This is a genomic window from Microbacterium murale (assembly GCF_014635185.1).
GTDB classification, from domain to species: Bacteria; Actinomycetota; Actinomycetes; order Actinomycetales; family Microbacteriaceae; genus Microbacterium; species Microbacterium murale.
In genome coordinates, this window is sequence record NZ_BMCM01000001.1 from 630,731 (window position 1) to 647,959 (window position 17,229).

Consider the following 17,229-nt stretch of genomic DNA (forward strand, 5'->3'; position numbering starts at 1 on the left):
ATCACAGCAACATCGATGAGAGGAAGTGCGAAGATGCACCGTCCAACCCGAAAGATCCTGCGCTCTGCCGCAGTCGTCACCGTCGGAGCCCTGCTCCTGACGTCCTGTTCGAGCACACTCGACGATGAACCCGTCGAGCCCGACGCCGACGGCGACTCCAGCGCGGCCGTCGAGGCAGCGAACGAGTTCCTGGAGCCGTGGCTCGGCGGCGCCGAGAAGAACCTGCTGATCGATGAGCCGTTGAGCGAGCCCATCGCGCCCGGCACCCATGTGGTCTACCTCGACGTGGGCACCCCGGTGAGCGCGGTGATGTGGGACAACCTGCAGGAACCGGCACAGCTTCTCGGCCTCGACCTCGAGCGTGTCGAGACCGGCCGTGACGCGCAGAGCATCAACGCGGCTATGAACACCGTCGTCGAGCTCGAACCGGACGGGGTGATCAACATCACCCTCGACCCGATCTTCTTCGAAGGTCAGATCGCGCAGCTCGAAGCGCTCGGAGTTCCAGTGGCCAGCGGATCGGTGATGAACACGGTCGAGTTCGGGCTGCCCGAGGCGTTCAACGGCCCCGACTGGATGACCATGAACGGGGAGGTGCTGGGCGCTGCCGCGATCTCGCGCTCCGGAGGCGCGAGCGAGTTCGTCTTCTACAACGTCCCCGAGTTCCCGTTCTCGTCCTACGAACTCGATGGCGTCAAGAGCCGCATCTCCGACCTCTGCCCCGACTGCACACTGCGTGTGGTCGACATCCCGATCGCCGAGCTCGGCTCGACGGCATCCGACCGGGTCGTCAGCGATCTGCAGGCCAACCCCGGCACGGAGTACTTCATCGCCGCAGTCGACGAGGTGCAGATCGGCCTGCCGCAGAAGCTGTCGCTCGCCGGGCTCGATGTCGACGGCATCGCGATGTGGCCGGCACCGCCGAACTACGAACAGCTCGCAGCGGGCGATCAGGATGCCACGCTCTCGGTGGATCTGAACCTGATGATGTGGACCGTGCTCGATCAGCTTCTGCGCGAGATGAACGGCCAGGAGTACGAATGGCCGGACACCCTCACCCGGGCGTCGACGCTGACCCGCATCACCGATGAGGAGAACGCCCCGGAGGATCCGGTGCTCGGCTACGTCGCCATCGACGACTTCCGGGATCGCTTCGCCGCGAACTGGCTCGTCGACTGATCGACGGTGTGGGGCGCACATCCGGCGCCCCACACCACACCCCTCGAAAGGACACCTGTGTCTGAAGATCTGTCACAGCCGCTGCTGCATGTCTCCGGCCTGCTGAAGGCATTCCCCGGCCTCACCGCGCTCGACCACGTCGACCTCGACGTGCGCTCCGGCGAGATCGTCGCGATCGTCGGACACAACGGGTCAGGCAAGTCGACGCTGATGAAGATCCTCGCCGGTGTCTACACCGCGGATGCCGGCGTGATCGAGACCGCGCACGGCACAGAACTGCACTTCATCCACCAGGATCTCGCGCTGATCGGGCAGCTGTCGGCGAGCGAGAACCTCGCCCTGCATCGCGGCGAAGGCGCAGCTGCGCTCTCCCCCTATCGCGACCGTCAGCTGACCGAGCGCGCACGAGAACTGATCGCTCGCTTCGGCCCGGTGTTCGACGTCACCTGCCCTCTGAGTGCACTCACGCCCGCGCAGCGCGCTGTGGTCGCGATCAGCCGAGCGATGGACGGCTGGACGCATTCACGCAACGTCCTCTTCCTCGACGAACCCACCGAATCCCTGCATCGCGGCGAGGTCGATGTGCTGTTCGAGGCCGTACGCCGACTCGCTGCCGAAGGTGCGGGAATCGTGTTCGTCTCACACCGGCTGGACGAGGTGCGCTCCCTCGCCCATCGCATCGTCGGACTGCGCGACGGCAAGAAGGTCGCTGACCGGCCGACCGCCGAGATGGACGAGTCTCACCTCATCGAGATCGTCACCGGTGTCGAGCCGGCAGCCGCTGCCGAGCGCCCGATCCGTGAACGCGGAGCGGCGGCATTGCAGGTACGAGGATTACGCGGCGGCTCGGTCGAGTCGATCGACCTCGTACTGCACGCCGGGGAGATCGTCGGCGTCGCCGGAACACTCGGATCCGGTCGCGAAGCGGTGCCGTCGCTTCTGTACGGCGCGACGGACGCCGACGCCGACGAGTATGTCGTCGCAGGCCTCGACTACCCGCATCCCACTCCCGCGCTGAGCTTGACGCACGGGATCGCCTTCGCACCTGCCGATCGCGGCCGGCTGGCGATCATCCGTGACCTCAATGCCCGCGAGAACTTCACCCTCCCGCATCTCGCCCGCACCCGCAGAGCGTTCGCTCCCATCTCGGGCACCGAACGCGCAGAGACCGTCGCGGCGTTCGCTGAGTACGACGTGCGTCCGGCCCGCACCGAACAGCGCATCTCGCTGTTCAGCGGCGGCAACCAGCAGAAGATCGTGATGGCGAAGTCGATGCACCAGCGCCCGAACGTGCTGCTGCTCGACGAGCCGACCCAGGGCGTCGACGTCGGCGCAAAAGCCGCGATCTACGCGGCGATCGACCGCGGAGCCGCCGCCGGCACAGCGGTGCTGGTCAGCTCGTCCGACGCCAAAGAGCTCGCCCTGCTCTGCGACCGCGTGATCGTCATGCGCGACGGCCGCGTGGGGGCCGAGCTCACGGGCGGCGCGCTCACCGAGCGGCGGCTCGTCGCCGAAGCTTACGGGCTGCCCTGACCGGCAGCATCCACCTGCCCAGACCTGAAACCGCCGCCCCGAAGGAGCCCCCGTGTCCGTGACCCGAGCCGACATCGCCCACGCGCTGTCGTTCCGCAACATCAGCGCTCTCTACATCTTCGCGATCCTCTTCATCGTGTTCTCACTGTGGATCCCGGAGAAGTTCCTGCAGCCGGGTGTGTGGCGCTCGCTGCTGGATGCCGAGGCGCTGACCGGCATCGCCGCGCTCGCAGCCCTGATCCCCCTCACCGCCGGCGCCCTCAACCTCGCGATCGGCGCACAGGTCGGGTTCTGCGCCATCCTGTCTGCGTTCCTGCTCGGCAAGATCCACATGCCGATCGTCCTGCAGTTGCCGGCAGTCATCGTGGTGGGTGGGCTGATCGGACTCGTCACCGCGCTGGTGATCACACGCCTCAAGGTCGAGCCGATCATCGCGACGCTCGGCATGAGCTCGATCCTGCTCGCGGGAATGGCGTGGGTGTCCGGCAGTCAACAGATCCTCGGACTCGACCCCGCGTATCGCGAGATCGCCGCTGCCCAGTTCGCAGGCATCACGGTGCCGGTGTGGACGCTGCTGGGTGTCGCGATCGTCAGCTGGTACGTGCTGGAGCGGACTCCGGTCGGTCGCCGTCTCTACGCGGTCGGCTTCAACCCCGAGTCCGCACGTCTCGCCGGAATCGGGGTCGAGCGTCTGCAGATCGGAAGTCTCGTCGCAGGCGGCGCTCTCGCAGCGCTCGCCGGTGCGTTGCTCACCAGCCGTCTCAACGCCGGCGACCCGACGGTCGGACCGAGTTTTCTGCTCCCGGCGCTGACCGCGGTCTTCCTCGGATCGACGCAGTTCAAGGGCGGTCGGTTCAATGTGCTCGGCACGATCGTCGCCATGTACGTTCTGGCCGTCGGGATCAAAGGGCTGCAGCTCGCGGGGTCTCCCCGCTGGGTCAACGACCTGTTCTACGGCCTCTCCTTGCTGCTGGCTGTCGCACTGTCGCAGTGGGAGAAGAGCTCGCGGCGCAGTTCGGCGATCGGCCGGGTGATCGGCGGAATGAAGCGGAAGACGAGGACGCCGTCCTGAGCGATCAGTGCCCGCCCTCCATGGCCCTGCGGTCGATCTCCTCCTGGTTCTCGACATACGGAGTGCCATGGGTGTGGAAGGTCGGGACAGTCTTCATCCCCCAGGCCTGGCCCTTGGCGCGCTCTGCCTGCGACCACTCCACCACGGGGGAGTCGGGATCCAGGATCAGGCGGGCCTGGGCGTTGGCGAACTCGATGCGGTTGCCGCCGGGCTCCCAGACGTAGAGGAAGAACGTCTGATTGATCGCGTGCTTGTAGGGTCCGTACTCGATGTGGATGCCGTTCTCGAGACAGATGTCGGCCGCCTTGAGAACGTCCTCACGCGAGTCCGGTGCGAACGCGAAGTGGTGGAACCGCCCTCGCTCCCCCGTCCAGTCGTCGGAGTACACCACGTCGTATGACTTCTGATGTAAGCGGAACCACCAGGCGCCGTAGCCGCCACCGTCGAGCTTCACCCGTTCGGACTCGCGCGCCATCATCACGTCGCGCCAGAATTCACCGGCGGCGTCCACGTCGCTGGTCAGGTAGTTGATGTGGTCCAGCCGCCGGGTGTTGATCCCGCGGCCCGGGTACGCCGACGCCTGGTTCTTCAGCGCAGGACGATCCTCGTCATCGGGCACATACTGCTCGGTGTCGTAGTACAGCGCCATGAGATGCCCATCGGGATCCTCGAACTCGAACGACCGCCCGACGCCGACCTCCGGCTCGCGCCAGCCGTGCCCGAGCCCCGTCTTCTCGATCGCCGCGACGCGACGTTCGAGCGCTTCCGGCGACGTCGTGCGGTAGAGCGTGCGCCCTACGCCGTTGGTTTCGGATGCCGTGAGCTTCAGCGAGTACACCTGATATTCGTCCCAGCACCGGAGGTAGGCGGAGTCGCCGACACGTGCCACCTCACGCATCGCGCAGATGTCGCGGAAGAAGTGCAGGCTCTCCTCGAACCTCGGCGTGAACAACTCGATCGCGCCGAGGTGGGCGAGATCGAAATTCTCTGCGACGGCCATGACGGGGGTCCTCTCTGACCTGGTCAATGTAGGGCCGCATCCGATACATTGTCAACAATCTTGCTGACCTTGAAGCTGCGGAACGCAGGATGTTCTCGAGACCGCCGCCGCATTCGTGGTGCAGGATCGAGAGGACCATCACTCGAGAGGACACGTCCGGTGCCTGAGAATTCCGACGTTCGAAATCAGCTGCGCGACGCGATCCTTCGCGGCGCCTACGCCCCGCGCCAGCGGCTCATCGAGGCCGATCTGGCAGCCGAGTTCAAAGCCAGCCGTTTCACCCTGCGCAACGCCCTCATCCAGCTCGAAGCCGAAGGGCTGGTCGAGTTGCAGCCGAATCGGGGAGCACGTGTTCGGGAGATCACCGTCGAGGAGGCCATCGAGATCACGGAGATCCGACAATCGGTGGAAGCCCTCGTCGCCGCGCGAGCGGCTGAGCGGGTCACCGACGAGCAGATCGACTTCCTCCGCTCGCTCGGCGCCGAGATGCGTGAGGCTGTCGATCGCAACGAGCTGATGCGCTATTCGGAACTCAACGCTTCGTTGCACGGCACACTTCGCGAGATCGCGCATCATGCGACGGCCGATCGCGTGCTCACCCAACTGCATGGCCAGATGGTGCGCCACCAGTTCCGACTCTTCCTGCTCCCGGGCCGCCCCAGCACATCGCTTCCTGAGCACTTGGCCATCATCGACGGCGTCTGCGGGCGCGATCCGGAATCAGCGCGAAATGCGATGGTGGCTCACACCGGGAGCGTCATCACGACGCTGCGGTCGTTCGACGACGCCGCAGCGTCCGTCTGAACAGATCGACTCAGATTGTTATCAATCTCGTCAACGTAATTGACAACGACGTCACGGCGTGGGTACCGTCAGGCACATCGGCGGCACAGCAGCCCTCGATGACCCGAACCATTGACACGACGGAGTGACATGAAAAAGGCAGGCTTCTTCGCCCTCGCGGCGATCACCGCTCTGGTTCTGAGCGGATGCACCGACTCGGACGCCCCGGCAGACGGCGGCGCCGACGACGGAGACTCCGGCAGCTCGGCGGAGCTGACTCCGGTCACGGTCGGGGTCATCCCGATCGCCGACACCGCCGCGATCTACCTCGGCGACGATCAGGGCTTCTTCGAAGACGAGGGCCTCGACCTCACGATCGAGACAGCTACCGGTGGCGCCGCGATCGTGCCGGCCGTCGTCTCCGGCGACTACCAGTTCGGCTTCAGCAACACGCTGTCGCTCATGGTCGCCGCCGATCAGGGGCTCGACATCAAGATGGTCAGCTCCGCAGTCGCCACGACGGGCGACACGAGCAAGGACATGGGCGCGGTCATCACGAAGGCCGACTCCGGCATCTCCAGCCCCGCAGATCTCGCCGGCAAGACCGTGTCGAGCAACAGCGTCGGCAACATCAACGACACCGTTGTGCGCACTGTCGTCGATGAGGCGGGTGGAGACTCCTCGACGATCGAGTTCGTCGAGGTGCCGTTCCCGGACGCGATCGCCGCCGTCGAGAACGATCAGGTCGATGCCGCGTTCGTCGTGGAGCCGTTCATCACCTCTGCGCTGGATGCCGGCCTCGAGGTCGTGAGCTACGCGTACGCCGAGTTCGACCCGAAGCTCGACATCGCCGCGTACTTCGCGCTCGGCGACGTCGACCCCGACCTGCTGGAGAAGTTCCAGACGGCGATGACGAAGTCGCTCGAGTACGCCGATGCGAACCCGGATGCTGTCCGCGAGATCATGGCGACCTACACGAAGACCGACCCGGCGGTGCTGGCGGAGATCACTCTGCCCAAGTACCCGACCGAGATGGATCGCGCCTCGATCGAGAAGCTCGCCGCGGCGGCGCAGGAGTACGGCGTGCTCAAGGCCGAACCGGACTTCGACAACCTGCTGCCGTGACAGCTGTCATCAACACTCTGACGGAGGTGCGGCGGCTGCGTCGTCGCACCTCGTCGGGGAGCGGCATGGTGCTCGGGGCGATCGGGGTGATCGGTTTCCTCGGCATCTGGGAAGCCGTCTCGCGGCTGGGCCTGGTCAGCTCCCGATTCGTGCCGCCGGCCAGCGAGGTGCTCGTCCGCTTCGGCACGTACGTGGTCGACAAGGCATTCTGGCGCGACGCCGGCTCGACCATGCTCAGCTGGTCGCTCGGCCTGCTCATCGCCGTCGTCGCCGGCACTGTGCTCGGGTTCCTGATCGGCTCGAGCAGGTTCCTCGAGCGATTCACGCACTCGACGATCGAGTTCCTCCGCCCGGTGCCATCCGTCGCCCTGATCCCGCTCGCTGTGCTGCTGTTCGGCACCAAGATCCAGGCCGGACTCCTGCTGATCGTGTACGCCGCGTTCTGGCAGGTGCTCCTGCAGGTCATCTACGGCGCGAAGGACGTCGACCCGGTCGCCGATGCCACCGCGCGCAGCTATGGTCTCAGCCGGTTCCAGCGCATCCGCCACGTCATGTGGCCGACGGCACTGCCGTACCTGATGACCGGCATCCGCCTCGCCGCCGCCGTCGCGCTGATCCTCGCGATCACCGCTGAGCTCATCATCGGCACTCCCGGCCTCGGCAAGCAGATCGCGGAGACGCGCGAGGGCGGAGACATCACAGGCATGTACGCCCTGATCCTCGCCACAGGGCTCATCGGCGTCGCGATCAACCTCGTCGTGCGATTCGTCGAGCGCCGCGTGCTCGTGTGGCACACCTCGGTGCGGATGGAGGCAGTCGGATGAAGTTCTTCAAGTCCGTGTTCTTCCTGCTCGCGCTGCCGATCATCCTCGTACTGCTGTGGTGGATCTCCACGATCGTGAACCCGACGTTCTTCGTGCCGACGCCCGGCGAGCTGATCACCACCTTCTTCGGCACCTGGTTCGGCGATCGGTTCACGGAAGACGTACTGCCCAGCATCGGGAGGCTGTTCCTCGGCATAGCCGGGTCGATCATCGTCGGCGTCGTGCTCGGCATCCTGATCGGATCGTTCCGTCCGCTGCGTCAGCTTCTCGAGCCGCTGCTGGAGTTCTTCCGCGCCATTCCGCCACCCGTGCTGCTGCCCCTGCTGATGATCATCATCGGCGTGAACTGGCGGATGCAGGTGTTCGTGATCATCTTCGGATCGCTCTGGCCCGTACTTCTGAACACCGTCGAGGGCGTGCGCGCCACCGACGAGGTGCAACGGGACACGGCACGCAGCTACGGGCTCGGTCGCCTCGACCGGCTGCGCTACCTGACCCTGCCGGCGGCCGCCCCGCAGATCCTCACCGGGGTGCGGCAGAGCCTGTCGATCGCCCTCATCCTGATGGTCATCTCCGAGCTCTGGTACACCTCCGCCGGCCTCGGGTTCACCATCGTCCAATTCCAGCGCAACTTCGCCATCCCGGAGATGTGGAGCGGCATCCTCGTGCTGGGACTGATCGGTCTCGGCCTCGCGGTGCTCTTTCGCTACGTCGAGCGCTACATCCTCCGCTGGTATCACGGATTGAGAGAAGTCCAACGTGAGTCTTGAAACCACCACACCCGTCCTGCGCGTCGACGGACTGCGCAAGGTCTATCCGCCGGCGACACCGGGCGGCGAGAGCGTCGAGGCGATCCGCGATCTGACGTTCAGCATCCCGCAGGGGCAGCTGGTCTGCATCGTGGGCCCGTCCGGCGCCGGCAAGACCACACTGCTGAAGTGCATCGCCGGGCTGCTGCCCGCGACGGCAGGGAAGCTCGAGCTCGAGGGGAAGGCGATCACCGGTCCCCCGCGCACGATGGCTGTCGTCTTCCAGGAGTACGGCCGCAGCCTCTACCCCTGGATGAGCGTGCAGGCCAATGTGGAGCTGCCGCTGAAGAGCGCAGGCAGCTCGAAGGCCGAACGACGCGAGCGCTCCAGCGAGGCACTGCACGCCGTCGGACTGGACGGCTCGGAAGACAAGTACCCGTGGCAGCTGTCCGGCGGAATGCAGCAGCGCGTCGCGATCGCCCGCGCCGTCGCGTACCGACCGCAGATCCTGCTGATGGACGAACCCTTCGCCGCCGTCGACGCGCAGACCCGCGCCGACCTGGAAGACCTCGTGCGCAAGATCTGGAAGGAACTCGGCGTCACCGTACTGTTCGTCACGCACGACATCGATGAGTCGGTGTATCTCGGTCAGCGCGTCATCGTGCTGTCGAACCGGCCGACGGTCGTGCAGGACGACGTCACGATCGACCTGCCGGATGAGCGCGATCAGCTGTCGACGCGGTCCGATCCTCGATTCGTGGAACTGCGCCACCACATCTACGGTGAGATCCAACGGGCCAAGGGCAACAGCGGCGGAGACGAGCAGGTCGCGGCAACCGCCTGACACCCACTCGGTCTTCGTTCTGAGAGGACTCCGATCATCGCCGACCCCCAACGCCCCCGCACGCTTCACGGCGTCGTGGCAATCGTCGCGCTGTGCCTCGTCGCAGTCATGATGCGGCCGGCGATCTCGGCGGTCGGTCCGCTGATCGACCGCATGTCCGCGGACACCGGCATCCCGCTGGCGCTTCTTGGCGCGCTGTCGACGATCGTTCTGATCACGTGGGCAGTGGTGTCGCCTTTCGCACACGGCTTCGGGCGGCGACTTGGGCTGGGAGGGGCGGTGCTCGCGGCGCTCGGCCTGCTCGGCGTCGGCTTGGTCGTGCGGTCGCTGCCGGGGTCGAGCGTGTGGCTGTGGATCGGCACCGGGCTCATCGGCGTCGCGCTCGCGATCGGCAATGTCCTGATGCCCGCCGTGATCAAACGCGACTTCCCGTTGCGCGTGCCATTGATGATGGGCGTGTACTCGGCGATCCTGGGCGGCGCAGGTGCCGTGGCATCCGGTCTGGCTGTTCCTTTCGCAGAGCTCAGCGGAGGCGATATCGGGGCTGGATGGCGGATGTCGCTCCTTCTCACCGGGGGTGCGGTTCTGCCGTTCGCGCTGATCACCTGGTGGCTCGCGAGTCGTCGCGGGATGCGCACAGCAGCACCGGTGGGACGCGCGCCGCGCACCGGGATCTGGCGCGATCCGGTGGCGTGGCTGGTCGCCGCCTACATGGGCGTGCAGTCGACGAGCTTCTACGTGCTGGTCACCTGGCTCGCCTCAGTGTCGATCGCGACCGGGCGCAGCGCCGCGATCGCCGGGGTCGACGTCATGGTCTACCAACTGTTCTCGCTCGTCGGCTCGCTCGCTGTGGCGCTGGTCATGCGCGGGCACGGCGAACGGATCACGCCCGCCCTGCTTCCGGTGCTCGGTGTCGCCGGGGTGGTCGGACTGATGATCTGGCCCGGAGCGATCGGATTCTGGGTCGTGCCACTGGGGCTGTTCTCCGGCGCATCACTCGGAGTCTCACTGACCCTGATGGCGCAGCGCGCACGCGATCACAGCACCTCGTCCGCACTGTCGGGAATGTCTCAATCCGTCGGCTACGCCATCGCCGCGATCGGACCGGTTCTCTTCGGTGCGATCCACGCCGCCACCGGAAGCTGGACCCTGCCACTGGTCGTCCTCCTGGTGACGATGACGCTGCAGGCGGTCTTCGGCGTCTACGCCGCCCGCCCGCGTTTCGTCCTCGAGCGCTGAGCCCTCCAGGCGAGACTGCAACACCACGCCGAGACAGCGGCGAATCGTCGCCGTCTCGGCGTGGTATTGCAGTCTCGGGAAGGACTACTTCGTCGTGAACGGCAGCACGAGCCTCGACGGATGCGCGGCGTCGCGGTAGACCTTGTGCGTCACGGGGCGCCCCACCGGAAGGTGGAACGCGTCCGGCGGCAGCAACGCGTTGTGCTCGTCGGCCAGCGGCTCGTCGTTCGACAGCTCCGCGATCAGCCGGTGCCCCGGCAGCAGCGTCGCCGCGAATGGGTAGATCCGCAGCACGTACTCCTCGATCTTGCCCGGCTCGACCGGCACCGCACGGGTGTGCGGATGGATCGGGTCACCCTCACGCGTGCGTTCGAGATCGAGCTCACGATGCGACGCCTTGAGATACGCCGACGTCAGCAACTGCCGCTTGCCGCCGGGCGCCTCGTCCCAGAACCGCATGATGAGGTTGGTGTCGGGCTGATCGATCTCGACGAACAGGTGCGCGGCGCCCGTGCCGATCATCTCGACCGGCTCTTCGAATGCCGGCGTCGCCCAGCGCAGCACCTCGACCTTGTCGGTAACGGTGAGCGGCGCCTGATAGAAGCCGTCGGGGGCCGCGGCCGTCGCATCCATCGTCTCGGGCTCGGACGAGAGCCGCCCGCGAGTGCGCAGGAAGAGCGGCTTGTGCTCGACGGGCTTCGGCGGGAACTGGTCGCCGGTCGCGTACTCGCGCGTACCCTCGACGAACACGCTCACAGCGGGCTCGTCCATCACACCGTTGTCGATGCCCTTGATCCAGTGGTCGTACCAGCGGAACATCTTGTCGTGCTCTTCGACCCACGGCCGCGACTGCATCGGAGGGTACGAGCCGATCGTCAGCTTCTTCGGACCGCCGAGCTGGTTGAAAGCCTCGATCGTGCCGTCGATGGTCCACCCTCTCCCCTGGTCGATCTGCAGCCACACCGGCACCTCGACCTGCGCGGCGAGGTTCACCGGGTTGCGCTCCTCGTACCACTCACCATCGAGCTCGTTGGTGATGATGTCGAACCACGCCTCGTGGTTGGTCGGGTAGTGCAGCGTGTGCACGAGGTTCGGCCATGCCTGCACATCCGGGTCGGCCAGGCGCGCAGCGACGCGGGCCTTGACGTCTTCGTCGGAGAGCGTCTCCAGCATCCGGCTCTTCACGCGGTCGGTGAACGCCCAGCCGCTGTCGCCGCCGCGGCCCTCACGGGCGGCGCGGGGCATGAACCACATGATGCCGCCGTGATAGGTGGTCTCGTAGAAGTCGAAGTGTCCGCCCGAGATGAACAGCGCCTTCAGGTGCGGCGGACGCTCGGCGGCCGCCAGCAGCTGCATCGACCCGAAGTAGGAGATGCCGATCATGCCGACGTTGCCATCGCACCATGGCTGCGCCGCGACCCACTCGATGAAGTCGTACGCGTCCTGACCGAGCGAGACGCCGCCGGCGTTGTAGTTGCCGATGTGCTCGCCCTCAGAACCGCCCGAGCCGCGCAGGTCGCCGATCACGTGCACATAGCCCTCGTCGACCACGCGCGCGATGTCGCCGGCCTCGATGCAGCCGTCCCACATGGGCGAGGGGCGGCGCTGCGGCGGCATCGTCAGTGCGAGCGCCTGCAGCTCCTTGCCGTAGGGGCTCAGCGCCACGAGCGCCGGGCGAGGCTCGTCAACGGAGGCGCCGTAGGCATCGGCGACGAGGGCGACCCCATCGCGCATCGGCACCTGCAGATCCTTTTCGACGCGGATGGATCGTCCGGCGGTGTCGATCGTGTGAGTGCTGCTCATGAGTCTGCTCCAGGGTCGGGGCTGAAGTGCGTGACGTACGCGTTCATCGTGGTGAAGAAGGGGGCAGGTTCCAGCGTCGGGTCTCCGGTATAGCCGAGCTCTTCGGCGACGAGCTGGAACGGCGCGTACGGAGAATCGGTCTCTCGCAGGCCGCTCGCCAGGTGCGGGAGAACGGATGCGCGAATGCGCGCCTCGTTGTCGAGGCTTCCCTGAAGCGCGTCGAACGCATCAGTGACATCCAGCACCTCGGGCAGCGGCGAGCCGTCCGCACGACGATAGGGATGGCCGAGATACATGCGTTCGGGCCTGACGAGGTCGCGCAGGAACTCGAGACTCGCACGGTAGCGGTCGGGGTCCTCGTAGCCGGGGAATCCGGATGCTGCGCCGTAGGCCTGCACGGCGTCGCCGACGAAGACGTCGCGGGTCTCGTCGACGACATAGGCGACTGCACCGGCAGTGTGGCCGGGGATCGAGTGCGCAGTGACGCGGATGCCATCGCCGAGGTCGAGCACCTCGCCGCCGTCCAGGACGACGGTCGGCTCCATCTCACCGCTGATCGCGGCGCGGAGCAGTACCTCCTCCTTCGCCTCGCCCTCGGGGTCGGTCAGCCAGCGTCCTCGACCGGAGCGCCACTCGTCGACGTGCGCCTGCCGCGAGCGCAGCATCGGCGCGTCAGCACGATGGATGACGACCTCGGCCTTGCGCCCGGTGAGCTCCCACAGCGCATGCGCACCGCCGACGTGATCGATGTGGCCGTGCGTGAGCAGGATCCAGCGCACGTCCTCGATGCGACGTCCGATCGCCTCGAGTCCGGCGCGCATCCCGTCGATGGACTCGGTGACTCCGGTGTCGACGATCGCGGGTTCCGGCGCATCGATGAAGAAACTGCGCAGGCCGAATCGCCCCCACGGGGCGACGAGCGGGTGGATGTCGACCATCAGGCGTCCTTCACGAACGCGGCGGTCTCGGCGAATGCCGCACCGTACTCGGGCAGCCACGAGAAATGCTGCACGAAGCCGTGTCCCGCCCCCTCATGACGGTGCACGACCGTGCGCACTCCGGCATCCTTCAGACGCTGACCGTACAGCTCGCCCTCGTCGCGCATCGGATCGAACTCGCCGGTGAGGATGAGCGCCGGTGGCAGCCCCGTGAGGTCTGACCGCTTGATCGGCGAGACGCGCGGGTCGATCGGATCGGCGCCGGAGTCGAAGTAGAACTGGTTGAACGGCGCGATACCGGCAGTCTCCATGCCGTAGCCGACGGCGTTCTCGACCATGGACGGGTAGCGCTCGGGATCCAGATCGAGGTCGACCGACGGATAGTAGAGAACTTGGTGCGTGATCCGGTCGATGCCTCGATCGTGCAGAGCGGATGCCACGACCGTGGCGACGGTTCCGCCCGAGCTGTCGCCGACAAGCGCGAGAACACCACCATCCCAGCCCGCTGCTTCGCCGTTCTCGAGAAGCCACTCGACGACGCCCGTGACGTCATCGATCGCGGCGGGGAACGGATGCTCCGGCGCCAGGCGGTAACCCACCGAGAACACGCGCAACCCCGTCGCGATCGCCAGTTGGCGCGCGATGTGGTCATGTGTGTTCAGGCTGCCGAGGAAGTACGCGCCGCCGTGGATGTAGACGATGGCTCCGGTCGCGGCATCCGACTGCGCGTACACCCGCACCGGGACGTCGCCGGCGGGAGTCGAGATCGTGCGATCGTCGACGTGCGCGACCGGGTGACGGTCCTCAAGGGCGGGAACCTGCGCCTCCTCCCCCGCGCGCATGGCGGCGGGATCGAGGGGCGCTGCGTCGTCGGTATCGGGCTCGTCGTGCGGGAAGGATGCCAGGACGCGGGCGATCTCGGGATGCAGTGGCATGGGTCCGTCTCCTCAGTTGGCGGATGCGGGCTCGGGGGTCGCAGGCCCGGCAGCGTCCGAGTCGGCGTGCTGACCGGGGAATCCGTCATCGAGCGCACCGGGGTCCCACCCGTTGCGCGACACGAACTGGTACCCGTCGGTGATCGGCTTGCGTGCGGCTTGGAAGGCTGCGAGTCCCTCCTTCGCCGAAGGGGCCGAGGCGAGAGCATCCGCCAGTCCCTTCGCGTCGAGGATGGCCGAGTTCGCCCCCTGCCCCTGGTGGTGCAGCATGGCGTGGGCCGCGTCGCCGACGAGCACCACCGAGTCGCTGTGCCAGGTGTCGACCGGATCGATGTCATAGGCTGCGCGGCAGTTGATCGTGTCGATGTCGATCGACTCGGTGATGTGCTCGAAGCGCGGGTCGAAGCCCTTGAGAGATGCCACGATGACCTCGCGGGTGACCACCGGCGACCAGGTCTCATCGTCAGAGGGCACCGTGATGTCGAACGACACCTGACCGCGGTGACGCAGCGGCAGCAGGTAGAGGTGCCGGTTGGTGGGGGCGTCGAAGTAGACGCGGAAGTCGTCGTCCTCGTCGAAGACACCCGGCACGAGCGAGATGTCGAACACGGCGCGGTAGGCGTGCTCATGCGCGAACACCGGAGCGTTGTCGCTGAACAGAGCCTTGCGCACGCGCGAACTGATGCCGTCGGCGCCGATCACCAGATCGGCCGTGACGCTCTCGCCGTTCTCGAACGTGACCGTGGCGGTGTCGCCGTTGTCGACGATCGACTCCATCCGGTGGCCGAACTTCACCATGCCCTCTGGCAGCACCGACATCAGCGCATCGATGAAATCCCGGCGGTGGATGAGATGCGTCGTGGTGCCGAACAGCTCCTTCTCGGGCCACTCCTCGGCGTGCACGAGATCGTCCTGCGGGGTGAGGATGCGGATGCCGTTGCTCGCTGTGCTCACGGCGGCGATGGCATCGTATGCACCCCACTCGCGGAATGCATCCATCGACGACGGACGAAGGCCGATGCCCGCGCCCACTTCGCCCGACTGGCGGGCCTGCTCGTAGACGGTGACGTTCGCGCCGCGCAGGCTCAGCGCCTTGGCGGTCGATGCGCCTGCGTATCCGGCGCCGATGATGGCGACGTTCAGTCCGTTGAGATCCATGGTTCACTCGCCTTCGAGAGGGGTGGTGGGCGCTGGTGTGGTGGTCGAGAAGAAGTCGGCGACGTTTCCGACGAAGAGCTGGTCGATGGTGGCGTCATCGACGCCGTCCTGCCTGAGGTCGGGGATGAGCTGCTCGAACAGGTAGTTGATCGTGTGCCCCTTGACGCCCGGCCAGCCCAGCGGGCTGCAGTTGGCGTCGGCGGCGACGAGCACCTTGTCGATCTGGCCCGAGCGCAGGTAGCGCATGAGGTGCTGGAAGCGCTCGTCGCGGTGGCGGCCCCAGAACGGCGGGTCTGGGAGCTCGAGGTCATAGCCGAAGGTGTCGAAGCCGATGCGACCGCCGGCCGAGACGATGCCCTCTTCGTCGACCTTGCCCTGGCTGACTCCGTCGTCGGCGTGGCCGAACAGCACGCGGGTGAGCGGCAGGCCCTCCTCGTTGAACACGTCGATCGCGGACTGCGCGTCGACGGCGAGGTGCGTGATGATCGGCGCACCCGTCGCCAGCGAGGCACGAGCGGCTGCGCGGTAGATGCGCAGGTCGAGCGGCAGCATCTTGAATCCTCGGCTCACGCCGACCTTGATGATGCCGGCCTTGCCGCCCGTGCGGCCGATGCCGACGGTCAGCTCGTGGATGAACTGGTCGGCCAGGTACTCGACGCTCGCCTCGGCGAAGTGCTTCAGTGCCGTGTCGCCGCCGACGAAGCCGGTGGACGCGATGATGTTGATGCCGGTCTTCTCGGAGATCGACTGGTAGTAGTCGATGTCGCGGCCGTTGCAGATGCCGGTGGCATCCACGAAGGTCTGCCCGCCGTACTCGGCGAACTTCCGCAGCTTCGGAATCGTCTCCTCGTAGCGCTGCTCTGGCGTCTTCCACCAGCGGGTGTCGAGCTCGCTGCCCGGCATCCCGTAGCCGATGTGCTCGTGGATCGAGGTGAAGCCGAGCTGCTCCACGGCGATGGGTCCGGTGACGGTGTTCACGCGGGTCATGTCAGGCCTCCTTCACGGCGAGCGCGGGCTTCACAGTCAGCAGAGCTGCGGGGTTGTCGACGAGGATGCCGCGGATGCTGTCTTCGTCGAGACCGAGGGCCGTCAGTTTCGGGGCGAAGCCGGTGAGCACGGCGTCGTAGGCGACGTCCGTTTCCGGGTGACCCTTGGCGACGCCGACGGCGCCGGCCGAGAGCAGGATGCGGGAGCCGTGGCCGGCGACGATGAGCTCGGCCACCAGGGCTGCGCGCTCGTCGTCGCTCAGGAGGTCGGCATCCGACTGTCCGACGTGGTCGATAGCGACGTTCGCGCCGCGCTCGACCACGGCGCGGATGATGTCGGCGGAACCGGTGCGGTCGAGGCCGCCGACGATCACACGATCAGCCGTAAGCCCCTCGGCGAGCGCGAGTTCCAGCGCACCGATCGGGTCGTCGGCGGGCGCCGAGAACGACAGGGCGACACCCGACTGCGTGGCCGCGCGAGCGGCACCCTGCAGCAGGCTGTCGTCGGTCGGAGTGGCCCCCGCGGTGGTCTGGGTGGTGACGATAAGGCCGGCGGAGGCGCGGCGTTCGACCCGCGGGATGACCATGCCGTCGGTGGCCTCGGCGGCGAACAGCTCAGCGAACCGCTCGGCGGGCCACGGCGTCGGCGGGTTGGTCTGCGGAGTGAGGAAGTAGCCCCCGAGGTTCTCCTCGGGGCCCATGCCGGTGGATGCCACGATGTGCACGCCCGTCGTGCGAGACAACGCCTCGTACAGCGGCAGGTCGCGGCCGTGGAACATGCCGGTGCGGTCGACGATAGTGCCGCCGCCGGCCGCCTTGAAGCCCTCGAGCTTGCCCTTGAGGACCTCGAAGATCTCAGCGCGATCGATGTCGATGTCGTACGCGTACTGCGCTCCCGGCACCACGGACAGCAGCGCCTCATGGATCGCGACGACGCCGAGCTCATCGGCCGCGACCGGCCCCAAGACCGTGTTGACGGTTGTGCTCACAGGGTTCCTCTCCGTTGAGTCTTCGCCCCCAGACGCACGACGTCGCGTTCGGGGGATGTGTTGATCCTGCCA

Annotated in this window: 16 protein-coding genes; 9 read left to right on the forward strand and 7 right to left on the reverse strand. The window is 66.8% G+C overall.

The features are described from left to right. The first annotated feature begins 33 nt into the window (after positions 1–33). From IEV67_RS03010 to IEV67_RS03020, 3 genes are read left to right on the forward strand one after another with little or no spacing between them, the layout of a single operon-like run. Positions 34–1,179, forward strand: a complete 1,146-nt coding sequence (locus IEV67_RS03010; protein WP_188435094.1) for a sugar ABC transporter substrate-binding protein — start codon at positions 34–36, stop codon at positions 1,177–1,179. Positions 1,180–1,236: 57 nt separating this feature from the next. Next, positions 1,237–2,712: a sugar ABC transporter ATP-binding protein gene (locus tag IEV67_RS03015; RefSeq protein ID WP_188435095.1), complete on the forward strand. Its 1,476-nt coding sequence runs from the start codon at positions 1,237–1,239 to the stop codon at positions 2,710–2,712. A 52-nt stretch (positions 2,713–2,764) separates the two neighbouring features. Then, positions 2,765–3,784, forward strand: a complete 1,020-nt coding sequence (locus IEV67_RS03020; protein WP_188435096.1) for an ABC transporter permease — start codon at positions 2,765–2,767, stop codon at positions 3,782–3,784. A 4-nt stretch (positions 3,785–3,788) separates the two neighbouring features. Here IEV67_RS03020 and IEV67_RS03025 read toward each other — a convergent pair whose 3' ends face one another. Beyond that, entirely contained in the window at positions 3,789–4,784 is a 996-nt protein-coding gene (locus IEV67_RS03025) for a VOC family protein (protein ID WP_188435097.1), read from the reverse strand. Positions 4,785–4,943: 159 nt separating this feature from the next. On the opposite strand from IEV67_RS03025, the gene IEV67_RS03030 reads away from it, so the two are divergent. From IEV67_RS03030 to IEV67_RS03055, 6 genes are all read left to right on the forward strand, one after another. Further along, a complete protein-coding gene (locus IEV67_RS03030; protein WP_188435098.1) occupies positions 4,944–5,588 on the forward strand; it encodes a GntR family transcriptional regulator in 645 nt (214 codons plus the stop codon). Positions 5,589–5,717: 129 nt separating this feature from the next. Next, positions 5,718–6,692, forward strand: a complete 975-nt coding sequence (locus IEV67_RS03035) for an ABC transporter substrate-binding protein (protein ID WP_188435099.1) — start codon at positions 5,718–5,720, stop codon at positions 6,690–6,692. Continuing rightward, entirely contained in the window at positions 6,689–7,516 is an 828-nt protein-coding gene (locus IEV67_RS03040) for an ABC transporter permease (protein WP_306440968.1), read from the forward strand. The genes IEV67_RS03035 and IEV67_RS03040 overlap by 4 nt, the downstream gene beginning before the upstream one ends. Next, the gene (locus IEV67_RS03045; protein ID WP_188435100.1) at positions 7,513–8,286 is read left to right on the forward strand and encodes an ABC transporter permease; all 774 of its coding nucleotides are present in this window, start codon (positions 7,513–7,515) and stop codon (positions 8,284–8,286) included. Before IEV67_RS03040 ends, IEV67_RS03045 begins: the two co-directional genes overlap by 4 nt. Continuing rightward, entirely contained in the window at positions 8,276–9,109 is an 834-nt protein-coding gene (locus IEV67_RS03050; RefSeq protein WP_188435101.1) for an ABC transporter ATP-binding protein, read from the forward strand. Before IEV67_RS03045 ends, IEV67_RS03050 begins: the two co-directional genes overlap by 11 nt. Before the next feature lie 75 nt (positions 9,110–9,184). Next, positions 9,185–10,348, forward strand: coding sequence for an MFS transporter (locus IEV67_RS03055; RefSeq protein ID WP_188435102.1), 1,164 nt, complete (start codon positions 9,185–9,187; stop codon positions 10,346–10,348). Between the two features lie 84 nt (positions 10,349–10,432). On the opposite strand, the gene IEV67_RS03060 is transcribed toward IEV67_RS03055, so the two are convergent. From IEV67_RS03060 to IEV67_RS03085, 6 genes are read right to left on the reverse strand one after another with little or no spacing between them, the layout of a single operon-like run. Next, positions 10,433–12,151, reverse strand: a complete 1,719-nt coding sequence (locus IEV67_RS03060) for a CocE/NonD family hydrolase (protein ID WP_188435103.1) — start codon at positions 12,149–12,151, stop codon at positions 10,433–10,435. Further along, positions 12,148–13,089, reverse strand: a complete 942-nt coding sequence (locus IEV67_RS03065) for an MBL fold metallo-hydrolase (RefSeq protein WP_188435104.1) — start codon at positions 13,087–13,089, stop codon at positions 12,148–12,150. The genes IEV67_RS03060 and IEV67_RS03065 overlap by 4 nt, the downstream gene beginning before the upstream one ends. After that, positions 13,089–14,024 (reverse strand): alpha/beta hydrolase, encoded by a 936-nt coding sequence (locus IEV67_RS03070; RefSeq protein WP_188435105.1) that lies wholly within the window; start codon positions 14,022–14,024, stop codon positions 13,089–13,091. The genes IEV67_RS03065 and IEV67_RS03070 overlap by 1 nt, the downstream gene beginning before the upstream one ends. 12 nt (positions 14,025–14,036) lie before the next feature. Further along, positions 14,037–15,182 (reverse strand): FAD-dependent oxidoreductase, encoded by a 1,146-nt coding sequence (locus IEV67_RS03075; protein WP_188435106.1) that lies wholly within the window; start codon positions 15,180–15,182, stop codon positions 14,037–14,039. A 3-nt stretch (positions 15,183–15,185) separates the two neighbouring features. Continuing rightward, a complete protein-coding gene (locus IEV67_RS03080; RefSeq protein ID WP_188435107.1) occupies positions 15,186–16,169 on the reverse strand; it encodes a phosphotriesterase family protein in 984 nt (327 codons plus the stop codon). Position 16,170: 1 nt separating this feature from the next. Further along, positions 16,171–17,157: a phosphotriesterase family protein gene (locus tag IEV67_RS03085; RefSeq protein ID WP_188435108.1), complete on the reverse strand. Its 987-nt coding sequence runs from the start codon at positions 17,155–17,157 to the stop codon at positions 16,171–16,173. Positions 17,158–17,229: the final 72 nt, after the last annotated feature.

Bases quoted from the DNA above. Each gene is read 5' to 3' on its own strand.
- IEV67_RS03010 (WP_188435094.1), top strand. From the start codon at position 34: ATGCACCGTCCAACCCGAAAGATCCTGCGCTCTGCCGCAGTCGTCACC.
- IEV67_RS03025 (WP_188435097.1), bottom strand. From the start codon at position 4,784: ATGGCCGTCGCAGAGAATTTCGATCTCGCCCACCTCGGCGCGATCGAG.
- IEV67_RS03035 (WP_188435099.1), top strand. From the start codon at position 5,718: ATGAAAAAGGCAGGCTTCTTCGCCCTCGCGGCGATCACCGCTCTGGTT.
- IEV67_RS03045 (WP_188435100.1), top strand. From the start codon at position 7,513: ATGAAGTTCTTCAAGTCCGTGTTCTTCCTGCTCGCGCTGCCGATCATC.
- IEV67_RS03060 (WP_188435103.1), bottom strand. From the start codon at position 12,151: ATGAGCAGCACTCACACGATCGACACCGCCGGACGATCCATCCGCGTC.
- IEV67_RS03065 (WP_188435104.1), bottom strand. From the start codon at position 13,089: ATGGTCGACATCCACCCGCTCGTCGCCCCGTGGGGGCGATTCGGCCTG.
- IEV67_RS03070 (WP_188435105.1), bottom strand. From the start codon at position 14,024: ATGCCACTGCATCCCGAGATCGCCCGCGTCCTGGCATCCTTCCCGCAC.
- IEV67_RS03075 (WP_188435106.1), bottom strand. From the start codon at position 15,182: ATGGATCTCAACGGACTGAACGTCGCCATCATCGGCGCCGGATACGCA.
- IEV67_RS03080 (WP_188435107.1), bottom strand. From the start codon at position 16,169: ATGACCCGCGTGAACACCGTCACCGGACCCATCGCCGTGGAGCAGCTC.